This is a genomic window from Mesorhizobium sp. NFR06, from assembly GCF_900115245.1.
GTDB lineage: Bacteria > Pseudomonadota > Alphaproteobacteria > Rhizobiales > Rhizobiaceae > Mesorhizobium.
Genome location: NZ_FOVT01000018.1, coordinates 23495 through 36956 on the forward strand (window position 1 = coordinate 23495; position 13462 = coordinate 36956).

Here is a 13462-nt window from a genome sequence, read left to right on the forward strand (position 1 = left end):
ACGCAACCGCCCGGCCCGGTCGGTTTCCCGCAAGCCGATCGCAACGGCTATGCGATGGTAGCGCCTGATGCGCTGGGGACTTCCATGCCGCTTGACGGGCCGACGCTGATCCTCGTCCATGAGCCGGAAAAGGCCTGTTTCGACCGGCTTGTCGCCGATGGCTACCCGGCGGAGCGCGCCACCGAGATTTCGTCCTATCTGGCCCAGTCGACCGATCTGGCTCCGGAATTTGGCTTGCTTGCAACGGCCTGCGAAGAGCGCGGCCTCGCTTTCATGGCGGTCGAGCTCGACGACGCGGCGCCGGTGCTGGCAAAGGCCGATCCGGCCTCGACGCTGGTCTGGACACTGACCGACGGCATCACCTATTTCCGTGGCGGCGCGGCGCCCGCTTTGGCGCGGCTGCACGGATTGCGCACCGTGGGCGCCGACGATTCGCTGTTCGCGCTCTGCCAGGACAAGTTCCGTTCCGGCGCGGTGCTCGGCGCCCTCGGCCTGCCGGCGCCGGCGGCCGGCATGGCGCGCAACGGCGAATGGCTGGTCGAGCCGCCGCCATCGGCCGACGGTTGGTTCGTCAAGCCGAACCGGCTCGGCGCCAAGATCGGCATCTGGCCGGATTCACGCATCAGCGATCTCGGCCATGCGCTGGAGCTTAGCCGGCGCGTGTTTTCCCATTATCGCGACGATGTCGTCGTCCAGCCCTATGTCGCCGGCCGCAACGTGCGCGCCAGCTTCCTGGGGTTGAAGCAACAAACCGGCGTCGAGGCGCTCGGCGTCGTCTTTGTCGATTCCGGCGGCGACTTTCAGACCATGGCCGACTCGATGGCGCTCTATGGCGACACCGGCCACGCCGCAAGGGCTGCGGGAACCTATGTCGAGCCGGAGCTCGAGCCTGTCGGCTCGAGCCAGCCGGCCGCCGACCGCAAAATCCGCGCCATCGCGCAAAAACTGATCAGGGGCCTCGGCCTGAAAGATGTTTTTTCCATCGATTTCAGGGTCGAGGCCGACGATACCGTCCATCTCATCGAGTTCGAAGTCTGCCCCGGCCTGCCCTGCTTCGATTTTCGCGACTATTGCCGCAAGCAATGGGGCATGGGCCTTGCCGACGCGATGGCCGAGACGGCCGCCAACAGGGTCTTTGGCTAGAGCATTTCACCGGTTCACGGAAACGGCGAAACGCTCCATCTCTTTGTTTTGACGCAATTCCTGACGGAAAACCGTGTCACAATTTTCCTGGAATTGCTCTAAATTCCCTCGACCAGCACGATCTCGCCGTCGGCCACTTTCTGGCGGATGGCGGCGGCGCGCTGGTATTCCGGCGAATGGTAGCAGTCATGCGCCGCCGCCAGCGATTCGAACTCGATGATCACGTTGCGGGCGCGGCCCGGTCCCTCGGCCTTCTCATGCTCGCCGCCGCGCGCCAGGAACTTCGCGCCGAAGCGGTCGAATGCGAGCTTTGCAGCGGCGACATAGTCCTTGTAGCCCTCGGCGTCGCGCACATCGACACGGGCGATCCAATATCCTTTTGGCATTCTTTCTTCTCCGGTTCGAAAGATCAGGCGGACCGCATTTCGGCGAGTATCGCCTCGGCCGCGGCGCGACGGTCTGGGGCCGCCACGACCGGCCGGCCGACGACGAGGTGGCTGGAGCCGTTGCGAATTGCCTGCGCCGGCGTCACCACGCGTTTCTGGTCGCCATGGTCGCTGCCTGCCGGCCGGATGCCCGGCGTCACCACCGCCATGTCCGGTCCGACGATACGGCGCACCGCCTCAGCCTCCTCCGCCGAGCAGACGATGCCGCCCATGCCGGCATGCAGCGCCTGTTCCGAGCGCCTGAGCACAAGCGTGTGCGGGTCGTATTCGTAGCCGGCGTCGATCATGTCCTGCTCGTCCATCGAGGTCAGCACCGTCACTCCGAGCAGGCAGAGCTCGCTGCCCTTGGCCGCCTCGACCGCCGCTTTCATGGTTTTGGGGTAGGCATGCAGCGTCAGCATCGTCACACCCATTCTGACGATGTTCTCGACGCCCTTGGCCACCGTGTTGTCGATGTCGAGCAGCTTCATGTCGAGGAACACCTTGATGCCGCCGCTGGCCAACTCGCGCGCGAAATCGAGCCCGCCGGCGAAGGCGAGCTGATAGCCGATCTTGTAGAAGGAAACGGCGCCTTCGAGCTCGCGCACAGCCTTCTCGGCTTCCTTCAGCGTCGGCACGTCGAGGCCGACGATCAGCCGCTCTTGCATGGATTTGGCGCGCATCGTATCGGCCTCGGCGAATTGCATCACGTCTCTATCCGGGTCGACAGCATGCGCGAGGTTTCGATCAGTGTACGGCATAGGCGCTCCATCGATTGGTGTAGTCTGTCGTCCCTGAATTGTCCGTCCTCGGCGAAGGCATCGCCGGCCTCGGAGACCGAGCATTCCGGCGTGATCACCTCCATCTGGCAGCGCACCAGCACCGCGCGCAGATGGTTGATGCAGCGTATGCCGGCGAACTTCCCCCCGGAGGATGAGCAGAGCCCGACCGGCTTGCCGGCAAGCGGCCTGAACGTCCGGCTGCCGGCGCGCCGTATCCGGCTCACCCAGTCGACCGAGTTCTTGAGCAGTGGCGGGATCGAGCCGTTATACTCGGGCGTCGCGATCAACAGCCCGTCATGCGCCGCGATCTGACGGCCGAGCCTGACGGCGTTCTCGGGAACGCCTGTTTCCTTTTCCAGGTCCTCGTCCATGATCGGCAACGGATAGTCGCCGAGCGAGATGCGCGTCACCTCAGCGCCCTGCATGGCGAGTTCCTTCTGCGCGACATCCGCCGTCCGGCCGCTGAAGGCGCCGGCGCGGACCGAGCCGGCGAAGACGAGGATTCTTGGGATTACTGCCATCGGCCACCCTTGTTCCGGGACAGGTACAGCCAAGGGACGCGCAAATCAACGACTGGATAGGGAAACAGGAGTAGGCAGTAGCCAGTAGGCAGTAGAGGAATGGGCGGCTCAATTTCCAGACGTTTCCCTACTCCCTATTGCCTACTGCCTATTCCCTTATCTCTAATGCGCCTCACGCCGGTAGATCCACAGCTGCGTCGGCGGAATGTTGCGGATGATGAAGTCGAAATGCTTGACCGTGTAGTCGCCGCGGCCGGGCGGGATCGGCGATAGCGGGCCGTAGGTCAGCTGCACGATCGGCCGGCCGGCGGGGATGCGGTCGAGCAGGCTTTCGATATAGGCGATGCGCCGGGCGACCGGGAAATTGAGCAGCGGCACGCCCGAGACGACGGAATCGAAAACCATGTCGCGCTTGTCGCCGAGCGTGGCGTCAAGATTGAAGGCGTCGCCCTCGATGACGTTGACGCGCGGATAGAGCCGGCGCAGGTGGCGCACGAAATCGGTCGAATATTCGATCGCGTAGAGGTTTTCCGGCTTCACGCCCTGGGCGAGGATGGCGCGGGTGATGACGCCGGTGCCGGGGCCGACCTCGAGCACCGGCAGGCCCGATCTCGGATTGACGATCGAGGCCATCTTGCGCGCGGTGATGGAACTGGTGGGAACGATCGAGCCGACCGCTTTCGGCTTGTCGATCCAGCCTTTGAAGAACTTCAGCTCGTCGTCGAATTTTTCCGCCAGCGCTTTGCGCAATCCGGGACCACGTGCCATGCGAGCTCTCCTCAATGCTCACCCCCCGACCCGCTACTTAGCAGTTGGGTGGGACAAGGCAAGGCGTCAATCTGGCATAAGATGTTGACGACGCTCGCGAAGCGCCCGCATCTCGAATACCGGTGCGAAATGCGGGGCACGCCGATCAGCCTTCGCCGAACGACTCGAAGAAGTCCTTCATGCGGGCGAAGAAGCCGCTCGACTGCGGCGAGTTGTCCTTCGAGGAGAGCTGCTCGAACTCCTCCAGCAATTCGCGCTGGCGGCGCGACAGGTTCTGCGGCGTCTCGACCGCCGTCTGGATATAGAGGTCGCCGACATTGGGCTGGCGCAACACCGGCATGCCCTTGCCCTTGAGCCGGAACTGGCGGCCGTTCTGCGTGCCTTCCGGCACTTTCACCTTGGTCTGCGTGCCGTCGAGCGTGGTGACCTCGAACGAACCGCCAAGCGCCGCCGTCGTCATCGAAATCGGCACTTTGCAATAGAGATCGGCACCGTCGCGCTGGAAGAATTCATGCGGCTTCACCGCCAGGAAGATGTAGAGGTCGCCGGACGGCCCGCCGCGCAGGCCGGCCTCGCCCTCATTGGCAAGCCGGATGCGAGTGCCGTCCTCGATGCCGGCCGGGATGTTGACCGACAGCGAGCGCTCCTCGGTGACGCGGCCCTGTCCAGCGCATTTCGGGCAGGGGTCCTTGATCGTCTGGCCGCGGCCCTGGCATTGCGGGCAGGTGCGCTCGATCGAGAAGAAGCCTTGCGTGGCGCGCACCTTGCCGTGGCCGTGGCACATCGAGCAGGTCACCGGCTGCGTGCCGGGCTTGGCGCCGCTGCCGGAGCATTCCGTGCATGAGATCGAGGCCGGCACGCGGATTTGCGCCGTCTTGCCGGAAAAGGCCTCTTCGAGCGTGATTTCCATGTTGTAGCGCAGGTCGGCGCCGCGTTCGCGGCCGCCGGAAGAACGGCGCTGGCGGCCGCCCATCATGTCGCCGAAGATGTCCTCGAAGATGTCGGCGAAGCCGCCGGCGCCAAAGCCGTGCGCGGCGCCGTTCATGCCGCCCTGCTCGAAGGCGGCGTGGCCGAAGCGGTCATAGGCGGCGCGCTTCTGCGGGTCCTTCAGCGTCTCGTAGGCTTCGTTGATTTCCTTGAATTTGTGCTCGCAGGCATGGTCGCCGGGATTGCGGTCGGGATGGAACTGCATGGCGAGCTTGCGGAAAGCGCTCTTGAGTTCCTTTTCGTCGGCGCCTTTTTGCACGCCCAGCGTTTCGTAGAAATCAGCTTTCATTTTTTCCCGCTGTCCGGATGCTCAATGTCTTCAAGCATTGTTGGCGACGTTTGCCGGCACGTTCTTGGATTTAGGAGCGATGTTTCCCGGATGCTAGTACCAGGCCATGCGCGATCCGGGTTTTCCGTCACTTTTTCAGGCAGGGTTGCAAAAAAGCCCGGCTTTGCGCCGGGCTCTTCGCATATTCTGCCGTCGACCGGCTCAGGCCGACTTCTTTTTCTCGTCGTCCTCGTCGATCTCCTCGAAGTCGGCGTCGACCACGTCCGAATCCTTGGCGGCATCCGCCTTGGCGTCGGCTTCGGCCGCTTCCTTCTGCGAGGCCTCGTACATGGCCTGGCCGAGCTTCATCGAAACTTCGGCGAGCGACTGCGACTTGGCCTCGATATCGGCCGGGTCGTCGCCTTCGGCAGCGCTCTTCAACGCGGCGATCGCGTTGGAGATCGCGGTGCGGTCGGCCTCCGAGACCTTATCGCCATAATCCTTGAGCGACTTCTCGGACGAATGCACCAGCGCTTCGGCCTGGTTGCGGGCCTCCACGAGGGCGCGGCGCTTCTTGTCGGCCTCGGCATTGGCCTCGGCGTCCTTCACCATCTTCTCGATGTCGGCATCGGACAGGCCGCCCGAAGCCTGGATGCGGATCTGGTGCTCCTTGCCGGTGCCCTTGTCCTTGGCCGAGACGTTGACGATGCCGTTGGCGTCGATATCGAAGGTGACCTCGATCTGCGGCACGCCACGCGGAGCCGGCGGGATGCCGACCAGGTCGAACTGGCCGAGCAGCTTGTTGTCAGCTGCCATTTCGCGCTCGCCCTGGAAGACGCGGATCGTCACCGCCGACTGCGAGTCCTCGGCGGTCGAGAAGGTCTGGCTCTTCTTGGTCGGGATCGTCGTGTTGCGCTCGATCAGCCTGGTGAACACGCCACCCAGCGTCTCGATGCCCAGCGACAGCGGCGTCACGTCGAGCAAGAGCACGTCCTTGACGTCGCCCTGTAGCACGCCGGCCTGGATCGCAGCGCCAAGCGCCACGACCTCATCGGGGTTGACGCCCTTGTGCGGCTCCTTGCCGAAGAACTGCTTCACGATTTCCTGGATCTTGGGCATGCGGGTCATGCCGCCGACCAGGACCACCTCGTCGATCTCGCCCGCCTTCAGCCCGGCATCCTTGAGCGCCGCCTTGCAGGGGTCGATCGTGCGCTGCACGAGGTCCTCCACCAGGCTTTCGAACTTCGCCCGGGTGAGCTTCATCGTCAGGTGCTTCGGGCCGCTCGCGTCGGCGGTGATGAAGGGCAGGTTGATCTCGGTCTGCGTCGTCGACGACAGCTCGATCTTGGCCTTCTCGGCCGCTTCCTTCAGGCGCTGCAGCGCGAGCTTGTCGGCCTTGAGGTCGATGCCCTGTTCCTTCTTGAATTCGGCCGCCAGGTACTCGACGAGCCGCATGTCGAAGTCCTCGCCGCCGAGGAAGGTGTCGCCATTGGTCGACTTCACCTCGAACACGCCGTCGCCGATCTCGAGCACCGAAATATCGAAGGTGCCGCCGCCGAGGTCATAGACGGCGATGGTCTTGCCGTCCTTCTTTTCCAGGCCATAGGCGAGCGCCGCGGCCGTCGGCTCGTTGATGATGCGCAGCACCTCGAGGCCGGCGATCCTGCCGGCATCCTTGGTCGCCTGGCGCTGGGCGTCGTTGAAATAGGCCGGAACGGTGATGACCGCCTTCTCGACCTTCTCGCCGAGATAGGCCTCCGCCGTCTCCTTCATCTTCTGCAGGATCATGGCCGAGATCTGGCTGGGCGACTGCTTCTTGCCGCCGGCCTCGACCCACGCGTCGCCATTGTCGCCCTTGACGATCTTGTAAGGGACAAGCTTCTTGTCCTTCTCCGTCACCGGGTCGTCATAGCGGCGGCCGATCAGGCGCTTGACCGCGAAGATGGTGTTTTCCGGATTGGTGACCGCCTGGCGCTTGGCCGGCTGGCCGACGAGACGTTCGCCGTCATTCGAGATGGCGACGATGGAAGGCGTGGTGCGCGCGCCTTCAGCGTTCTCGATCACCTTTGGGTCCTTGCCATCCATGATGGCGATACAGGAATTGGTCGTGCCGAGATCGATACCGATAACTTTTGCCATTGTTCTAGTCTCTCCTCAAAGCAGGCTCTCAGGACCCTTCAAAAGGCGTTCCGACGAAAGCCCCTGTTCACAAGAAATCCCATCGCGGTCCCCGCTTTTCAGGGCCGGACGGCTGGCGCGTATATAAGAACAGGCGAGACGGGGCGCAAGCATTCTGCGCAAGCTGTCCAATGTCTCGACAAGGACCGGAGCGCGAGGTGCCGCGATTCGCAACGGGATCGGCGTGCCATCGTTCTATCCAGTTGTTCCGCCTTGAGTTTTTGGAATTGATGCCGCTGGCTGCGCTCAAATTCGCGATCCGGCAAGGGCCGGGCTTGCCCCGGCAGGCGTGACTTTCGGTCGCGAAAGAGCGGAAATTCAGCCTTGCCGCCAGGCGTTTGGCATCTGGCGGCAAGCTGTGGAGAGCGCCTGGCGCTCCGGCAATCCCTGCCGGACGAGGTCGCCCGGCAGGGATTGTGAGCTTAAAGCCCGTTGTCCTTGAGGATCTTGGCCGCGTTCTCCTTGGTGATCCTTTCCGTCGGCAGGGTGATGGTCTTTTCGACCTTCTCGCCATTCAGGAACTTGATCGCCTGGCGCAGGCCCTCGGCGCCCGGAGTGACATAGGTGAAGGTCGCCGTCAGCTCGCCCTTGTTCACCATTTGCACACCTTCGTTGGGCAGGCCGTCGATGCCGATGAACTTGATGTCCTTTTCGCGCCCGACGTCCTTGGCCGCGAGATAGGCGCCATAGGCCATCGGATCGTTGTGGCCGTAGACGAGGTCGATCTTCTCGTTGGTCTTCAGCGCGTTGGCCATGATGTTGTAGGCCTGGTCCTGCTTCCAGTCGCCCGACTGCTGGTCGAGCAGGTACTTGATGCCCGGCTCCTTGTCGGTGAACTCGTGGAAGCCGTCATGGCGGTCATGCGCCGGCTGCGTGCCCATGCCGCCCCAGATCTCGACGACGTTGCCGGCCGCCTTGCCCTTGCCGCCCAGGAGCTCGACGGCATATTCGCCGGCCGCGCGGCCGATCAGCTTATTGTCGCCGCCGACGAACTGCGTGTAGTCCTTGGTGTCGACATTGCGGTCGAGCACGAAGACCGGGATCTTGGCATCGATCGCCTGCTGCACCACGCCGGTGAGGCCGGCCGATTCCTTCGGCGACACCAGCAGCGCGTCGACCTCCTGGCGGATCAGGTTCTCGACGTCGGCGACCTGCTTTTCGGTCTTGTCCTCGCCGTCGGTGATGATCAGCTCGACGTCAGGATGCTTGGCGGCTTCGGCGATGATGTCCTTGTTGAACTGGGCGCGCCACGGTTCGATGGTCGTCACCTGCGAGAAGCCGATCTTCCACTTCTTGTCCTGGGCAAAGGCATGGCTGCCGGAAAAGAGCGCGGTGGTCGTCGCAAGCGCCGCCGCGAAGGTGGCGAGCTTCAGCATGTCACGTCGTTTCATGTCCTGTTTCCTCCGGGATTATAGAGACGAGGTCTCCTGTGACGGCCGCTTGGCTGCGGCCGTTTCCTTTTGCGCCGTCCGTCGGCCGGGCAGGCGCAGATAGCTTAGAAGATCGCCGGCATTGCGCTCCTGCACGAGCACGGTGCCGATGATGATCGCGCCCTTCAGCACCAGCTGAAGGTTCGAATTGATGTTGTGCAGCTGCAGGATGTTGGACAGCAGCCCGAAAATCAGCACGCCGCAGAAGGTGCCCATCAGGCTGCCACGCCCGCCCATCAGGCTGGTGCCGCCGATCACCACCGCGGCGATGGCATCGAGCTCCAGCCCGGCGCCGGCATCGGGCTTGCCTTGCCGGTATTGCGCCACGTAAAGCACCGCCGCGATGCCGGCGAGCAGGCCCGACACGGCATAGGTGACGATCTTGACGCGCCCGGCCGCGATGCCGGAAAGCCGCGCCGCCTCCTCGTTGCCGCCGATGGCGTAGACGTAACGCCCAAAGGGCGTGAAGCGCAGCACCGCGCCGTAGATCACGATCGCGCCGAGGAAGAACAGGCCGGGCATCGGCACGATGCCGAACACCAGCGAGCGCAGGATCTCGAATTCGGCGGTGGCGTTGGAGCCGGTATAGACCGGCAGCACGGCGTTGTTCTGGCCGGCCGTCAGCCTGGCGATGCCAAGCGCCGTCACCATCATCGCAAGCGTGACGATGAAAGGCTGCAGGCGGCCGGCAACGATGATGAAGCCGTTGATGGTGCCGAACAGAAGGCCGACGCAAGGCGCGACCAGAAGCACGCCCAGCACGCCGAACTTGGTCTCGACCTGCGGCAGCAGGTACCATAGCGAAAGGCAGCACAGGATCACGCCGACCACACCCGGAATGACCAGCCCGCGCGCCTTGTCCAGCCGCACGTCGCGGCCGGCTTCCGCGCCGGCGCGGGATTTCTCGATGTTGAGCAGGATGAAACGCGTGGCCAGCGCGCCGAGGCAGAGAGCGACCAGCGCGGTTGTCGGCACGCCGAGTGCCGCCGACGGCGTGACGCCCGGCACGGTCAACAACATGGCGCAGACCACCGAGCAGATCGCCATCAGCGAGCCGACGGAAAGATCGATGCCGCCAGTCAGGATCACCGCGGTCATGCCGGTGGCGATGAGCCCGGTGGTCGACACCTGGCGCAGCACGTCGAGCAGGTTGCCGTAGGACAGGAAGATATTGTTGCCCTTGGAGCTGATCGGGGAGCCGAACACGCCGATCAGGAAGATGGCGATCAGCCCCCAATAAAGCTTGGTGCGGGAGAGCAGGCTGATGAGGTTCATGCGGCGGGCCTCGCAGTCCGTCGTGGCGCGGCAAGCCGCATGATCGCTTCCTCGCTGGCTTCCGCGCGGGACAGGATTCCGCGCTGGCGGCCTTCCGCCATGACCAGGATGCGGTCGGCGAGATGCAGGAGCTCGGGCAGTTCGGAGCTGATTACGGCAATTGCCAGCCCGTCGCCGGCCAGCTTGAAGATGAGGTCGTAGATTTCGCGCTTGGCGCCGACGTCGATGCCGCGTGTCGGCTCGTCGAGCAGAAGCACCCGCGGCCGCGTCGCCAGCCACTTGCCGATGACCACCTTCTGCTGGTTGCCGCCGGACAGCGTGCCGGCGGCCTGCTCGATGCTTTCGCAGCGGATGCCGAGGGTGCTCACCGCGTCGCGGGCCAGGCCTTGCTCGCCCGAGCGCGAGCGCAGCCCGAAGCGAGCCAGTGCGCCGACCAGCGGCAAGGCGACATTGTCGGTGATCGAGGCCTTGAGATGCAGGCCCTGCGTCTTGCGGTCCTCGGTCACCAAGGCGATGCCGAGCCGGCGGGCCTCGCGCGGCGAACCGATCTCGACAGGCGCGCCGTCGAGCCGGATCTCGCCGCCGGTGTGGCCGTCGCTGGAGCCGAAGATCGCCTCCAGGATTTCGCTGCGGCCCGAGCCGAGCAGCCCGCCGATGCCGAGGATTTCGCCGGCGCAGAGGTCGAAGCCGACGTCGTCGATCACCATGCCCCGGCCATGCCGGTCGGGCTTCGAAAGCGACAGGTCCCTGACCGAGAGCACGACCTTGCCGCCGGGGCCGCGTTCGTGGCCGGAGGAGGCGAGAAGGTCGCGCCCGACCATGGCTGAGATGATGGCGTCTTCGTCCAGTCCTGCCATGCCCTGCGTCAGCACATGGCGTCCGTCGCGCAGCACGGTCACCCGGCTTGCCAGATGCATGACCTCGTCGATGCGATGCGAGATGTAGACGATCGCCACGCCACCTGCGGCGAGCTGGCCGATGATTCGGAACAATCTCTGGCACTCGGCCGGCGACAGCGCCGAGGTCGGCTCGTCCATGATCAGGATGCGCGCCGACTTCGACAGCGCCTTGGCGATCTCCACCAGCTGCTGCTCGCCGACCCGCAGCGAGCGAACCCGCGCTTCCGGATCGAGCTCGATGCCCAGCCGCTGCAGCAGCGCGCTTGCCGCGCGGCTGCTCGCCTTGCGGTCGACGATGAGCCCGGCGATCAGCTTTTCGCTGCCGAGGAAGATATTGTCGGCGACGCTGAGCTCGGGGACGAGGTTGAGCTCCTGGTGGATGATGGCGATGCCGGCGTCCTCGGCGTCGCGGACACCGGTGAAATGGACCGTCTGTCCGTCGATGGCCACCGTGCCTCCGTAGTCGGTGTAGACGCCCGCAAGGATTTTCATCAGCGTCGACTTGCCGGCGCCGTTCTCGCCCATCAGCGCATGCACCTCGCCGCGCCGCAGCTCCAGGCCGACATCGGACAGCGCCGTGATGCCGCCGAATCGCTTGGAGATACCGGTCGCGCTCAGGACGACGGCCGCACCGTCGGCCGCCACATTCCCCGTCGTGATGGACCCTGTCGTGATGGAGTCGGCGCGCTGCATGACAAAGGACGGCCTCCCTCCGTCGTCTTCGGCTGCCTCGAACGCTAATCGAAACGTTTCGAATGTGTCAAGCGCATATCTGGTCACCGAGGATTGATCCAATTCAATTCTTGCGAAAAATGCCGAGTTTACGTAGGTTTAGCCAAACAAGGGTGGCGAAACGTTTCGAAAATGACAGTGTCAGGGCGGAAAAAACAGCGGAAATCCACGGCGCCGACGATGCTGCACGTGGCCGAGGCGGCGCGTGTGTCCGTGGCCACCGTGTCGGCATTGCTCAACGGCACCGCCACCGTCAGTCCCGAGCTTACGCAGCGCATCGAGCAGGCGATCCGCGACATCGGCTACAAGCGCAACGCCATTGCCCGCAGCCTCAAGATGGGCACCACGCGGACCATCGGGCTCACCGTGCCGCACATCACCAACCCGTTCTTCACCGATGTCGTCTCGGTCATCCAGCAGGCGTTCGACCGTGCCGGCTATGCCGTCATGCTGTGTTGCACGGACGAGGACCTGAACACGCAGGACGAGCAGATCCGCCTGCTGCTCGACCGCATGGTCGACGGGCTGATCGTGGCGCGCGTCGGCGATGGCGGCATCTTGAAGGGCATCGTCGAGGACGCGAACGTGCCGGTGGTACTGCTCGATCGCCTTTGCGAAGGCGTCGACACCGACGCGGTGGTGCTGGACAATCAGCGCGCCGTGTTCGACGCCGTCACCTATCTTATCCACCTTGGCCATCGCCGCATCGGCTACATCACCGGCACCTCCGACATATCCCCCATGCATGACCGCATGATCGGCTACCGCGAGGCGCTGCAGGCCGCCGGTCTGCCCGTGGCGGAGGAGCTGGTGCGCTCGGGCAACTTCCACGAGATCGACGGCTACAACGCCACCATGCAGCTGCTGTCGCTGCACGACCGGCCAAGCGCGATCTTCTCGGCCAACAACCCGATGGTGATCGGCACCATGAAGGCGATCCGCGACATCGGCCTCAACTGCCCCGAGGACATTTCGGTCGCCTGTTTCGACGATTTTCCGTGGTCGGACGTGTTCGCGCCGCAACTGACCACGGTGGCGCAGCCGGTACAGGCGATCGGCGAGCAGGCGGCGAGCCTGCTGCTCGACCGGCTGGCCGGTAACCGCGACGCGCCGCCGCGCAAGCTCGTCCTCAAGGGCCGGCTGATGATCCGCAATTCCTGCAGGCCGCTGGGCGCGGTCGCGCAGACCGTCAGCGCGTAAGTCCGAAAGCGGTCTCGCAGAGCAGTTGCAGCCTCGGAAAAATGTGCTTGCCGCCGGTGATCACTTGCGTGCCCTTGCCGAGCACCGTCTTCGGATCCGCCTTCAGCACTGTGCCGCCCGCCTCTTCGACCAGCAGCATGCCGGCAAGGCAATCCCAGGCATTCATGTGCTCCTCGACATAGCCGAGCAACCGGCCTGCGGCGGTGTAGGCGAGCATCAGCGCGCCCGAGGCATTGCGGTAGAAGACCCCACCCTCGGCCATTATCAGACTGACGAGGATGACTACATTCTTGGTCGAGGCGCGGTTGGAAAGCCCGGTGCCGATGGCGCCTTCGGAAAGCGATGCCGCATGACTGGCCTTGATCGGCTTGCCGTTGACGAAGGCGCCGCCGCCGCGGCGGCCGTAAAACGTCTCGTCGGTCGAAGGCTCGTGGATGACGCCGACCATCGTCTGGCCATCCCTGGCGCAGGCGATCACCACGCACCAGGCGGGAATGCCGCGCACGAAGTTGGCGGTGCCGTTGATCGGATCGATCACCCAGACATGACCGGTCGTTCCGCCCACGGCCGCGTGCTCCTCGCCGACGATGCCGTCCTGCGGATAGGCCTCGGCAATCAACGCGCGGATGAACAGCTCGACCTCCCGGTCGCCTTCGGAAACAAGGTCCTGATGGCCCTTGCTCTCGACGGTCAGGTTGTCGAGGTCGCGAAAATATTTCAGTCCAAGATCGCCGGCGCGCCGCGCCAGGTCGATGGCAAAATGCATGCGGTCGTCGAGATCGTCGGTCATGAATACGCTCGCGCCTGGGGCAGGGAAGCCTGCCCTTAGCAGACGAGCATGTCAGGCAAAAGCG

Annotated in this window: 12 protein-coding genes; 2 read left to right on the forward strand and 10 right to left on the reverse strand. The window is 64.4% G+C overall.

Annotated features, from left to right (window positions below):
* Positions 1–84 precede the first annotated feature (84 nt).
* Entirely contained in the window at positions 85–1143 is a 1059-nt protein-coding gene (locus F3H96_RS25070; RefSeq protein WP_149804368.1) for a D-alanine:D-lactate ligase-like protein, read from the forward strand.
* A 98-nt stretch (positions 1144–1241) separates the two neighbouring features.
* Here F3H96_RS25070 and F3H96_RS25075 read toward each other — a convergent pair whose 3' ends face one another.
* The 9 genes from F3H96_RS25075 to F3H96_RS25115 all read right to left on the reverse strand — a co-directional run bounded on the left by F3H96_RS25075 (position 1242) and on the right by F3H96_RS25115 (position 11369).
* Entirely contained in the window at positions 1242–1529 is a 288-nt protein-coding gene (locus tag F3H96_RS25075; RefSeq protein ID WP_127226868.1) for a DUF1330 domain-containing protein, read from the reverse strand.
* A 23-nt stretch (positions 1530–1552) separates the two neighbouring features.
* Positions 1553–2275 carry an orotidine-5'-phosphate decarboxylase gene (pyrF, locus tag F3H96_RS25080; RefSeq protein WP_188131526.1) on the reverse strand — a complete coding sequence of 241 codons (723 nt, stop codon included), beginning with the start codon at positions 2273–2275 and terminating at the stop codon, positions 1553–1555.
* A complete protein-coding gene (locus F3H96_RS25085; protein WP_149804369.1) occupies positions 2275–2871 on the reverse strand; it encodes an NADPH-dependent FMN reductase in 597 nt (198 codons plus the stop codon). The genes pyrF and F3H96_RS25085 overlap by 1 nt, the downstream gene beginning before the upstream one ends.
* Before the next feature lie 162 nt (positions 2872–3033).
* The gene (pmtA, locus tag F3H96_RS25090; RefSeq protein ID WP_149804370.1) at positions 3034–3639 is read right to left on the reverse strand and encodes a phospholipid N-methyltransferase PmtA; all 606 of its coding nucleotides are present in this window, start codon (positions 3637–3639) and stop codon (positions 3034–3036) included.
* A 145-nt stretch (positions 3640–3784) separates the two neighbouring features.
* A complete protein-coding gene (dnaJ, locus tag F3H96_RS25095) occupies positions 3785–4915 on the reverse strand; it encodes a molecular chaperone DnaJ (protein ID WP_149804371.1) in 1131 nt (376 codons plus the stop codon).
* A 201-nt stretch (positions 4916–5116) separates the two neighbouring features.
* A complete protein-coding gene (dnaK, locus tag F3H96_RS25100; RefSeq protein ID WP_149804372.1) occupies positions 5117–7033 on the reverse strand; it encodes a molecular chaperone DnaK in 1917 nt (638 codons plus the stop codon).
* A gap of 461 nt (positions 7034–7494) precedes the next feature.
* Positions 7495–8463, reverse strand: coding sequence for a substrate-binding domain-containing protein (locus F3H96_RS25105; RefSeq protein WP_149804373.1), 969 nt, complete (start codon positions 8461–8463; stop codon positions 7495–7497).
* Positions 8464–8481: 18 nt separating this feature from the next.
* The gene (locus tag F3H96_RS25110) at positions 8482–9777 is read right to left on the reverse strand and encodes an ABC transporter permease (RefSeq protein ID WP_149804374.1); all 1296 of its coding nucleotides are present in this window, start codon (positions 9775–9777) and stop codon (positions 8482–8484) included.
* Positions 9774–11369: a sugar ABC transporter ATP-binding protein gene (locus F3H96_RS25115; RefSeq protein ID WP_149804375.1), complete on the reverse strand. Its 1596-nt coding sequence runs from the start codon at positions 11367–11369 to the stop codon at positions 9774–9776. The genes F3H96_RS25110 and F3H96_RS25115 overlap by 4 nt, the downstream gene beginning before the upstream one ends.
* A gap of 219 nt (positions 11370–11588) precedes the next feature.
* On the opposite strand from F3H96_RS25115, the gene F3H96_RS25120 reads away from it, so the two are divergent.
* Positions 11589–12608 (forward strand): LacI family DNA-binding transcriptional regulator, encoded by a 1020-nt coding sequence (locus tag F3H96_RS25120; protein ID WP_149804376.1) that lies wholly within the window; start codon positions 11589–11591, stop codon positions 12606–12608.
* Here F3H96_RS25120 and F3H96_RS25125 read toward each other — a convergent pair.
* Positions 12598–13398: an inositol monophosphatase family protein gene (locus F3H96_RS25125; protein WP_149804377.1), complete on the reverse strand. Its 801-nt coding sequence runs from the start codon at positions 13396–13398 to the stop codon at positions 12598–12600. The genes F3H96_RS25120 and F3H96_RS25125 overlap by 11 nt on opposite strands.
* Positions 13399–13462 lie beyond the last annotated feature (64 nt).

Coding starts and splice junctions, on each gene's coding strand:
- F3H96_RS25070 (WP_149804368.1), top strand. CDS start 85: ATGCCGCTTGACGGGCCGACGCTGATCCTCGTCCATGAGCCGGAAAAG.
- F3H96_RS25075 (WP_127226868.1), bottom strand. CDS start 1,529: ATGCCAAAAGGATATTGGATCGCCCGTGTCGATGTGCGCGACGCCGAG.
- pyrF (WP_188131526.1), bottom strand. CDS start 2,275: ATGCAATTCGCCGAGGCCGATACGATGCGCGCCAAATCCATGCAAGAG.
- F3H96_RS25085 (WP_149804369.1), bottom strand. CDS start 2,871: ATGGCAGTAATCCCAAGAATCCTCGTCTTCGCCGGCTCGGTCCGCGCC.
- pmtA (WP_149804370.1), bottom strand. CDS start 3,639: ATGGCACGTGGTCCCGGATTGCGCAAAGCGCTGGCGGAAAAATTCGAC.
- dnaJ (WP_149804371.1), bottom strand. CDS start 4,915: ATGAAAGCTGATTTCTACGAAACGCTGGGCGTGCAAAAAGGCGCCGAC.
- dnaK (WP_149804372.1), bottom strand. CDS start 7,033: ATGGCAAAAGTTATCGGTATCGATCTCGGCACGACCAATTCCTGTATC.
- F3H96_RS25105 (WP_149804373.1), bottom strand. CDS start 8,463: ATGAAACGACGTGACATGCTGAAGCTCGCCACCTTCGCGGCGGCGCTT.
- F3H96_RS25110 (WP_149804374.1), bottom strand. CDS start 9,777: ATGAACCTCATCAGCCTGCTCTCCCGCACCAAGCTTTATTGGGGGCTG.
- F3H96_RS25115 (WP_149804375.1), bottom strand. CDS start 11,369: ATGCAGCGCGCCGACTCCATCACGACAGGGTCCATCACGACGGGGAAT.
- F3H96_RS25120 (WP_149804376.1), top strand. CDS start 11,589: ATGCTGCACGTGGCCGAGGCGGCGCGTGTGTCCGTGGCCACCGTGTCG.
- F3H96_RS25125 (WP_149804377.1), bottom strand. CDS start 13,398: ATGACCGACGATCTCGACGACCGCATGCATTTTGCCATCGACCTGGCG.